This window comes from Bacillus sp. SIMBA_154, from assembly GCF_046536015.1.
GTDB lineage: Bacteria > Bacillota > Bacilli > Bacillales > Bacillaceae > Bacillus > Bacillus pumilus_P.
In genome coordinates, this window is the sequence record NZ_JAWJBV010000781.1 from 1 (window position 1) to 208 (window position 208).

At 47.6% G+C, this 208-nt stretch carries 1 rRNA gene; it reads right to left on the reverse strand.

The annotated features are described in order from the left end of the window. Positions 1-85 (reverse strand): 5S ribosomal RNA (gene rrf, locus R0K30_RS24025); the annotation flags it as partial. Positions 86-208: the final 123 nt, after the last annotated feature.

A 208-nucleotide genomic window follows, 5' to 3' on the forward strand; every position in this document is an offset into this window, starting at 1 on the left:
ACCCCCAACTACCATCGGCGCTGAAGAGCTTAACTTCCGTGTTCGGTATGGGAACGGGTGTGACCTCTTCGCTATCGCCACCAAACCTGATGGAGAGAATGTTCTCTCAAAACTAGATAACAACGTTCATGCTTCACATTAGAATATAGGTTAAGTCCTCGATCTATTAGTATCTGTCAGCTCCACGTGTCACCACGCTTCCACCTCA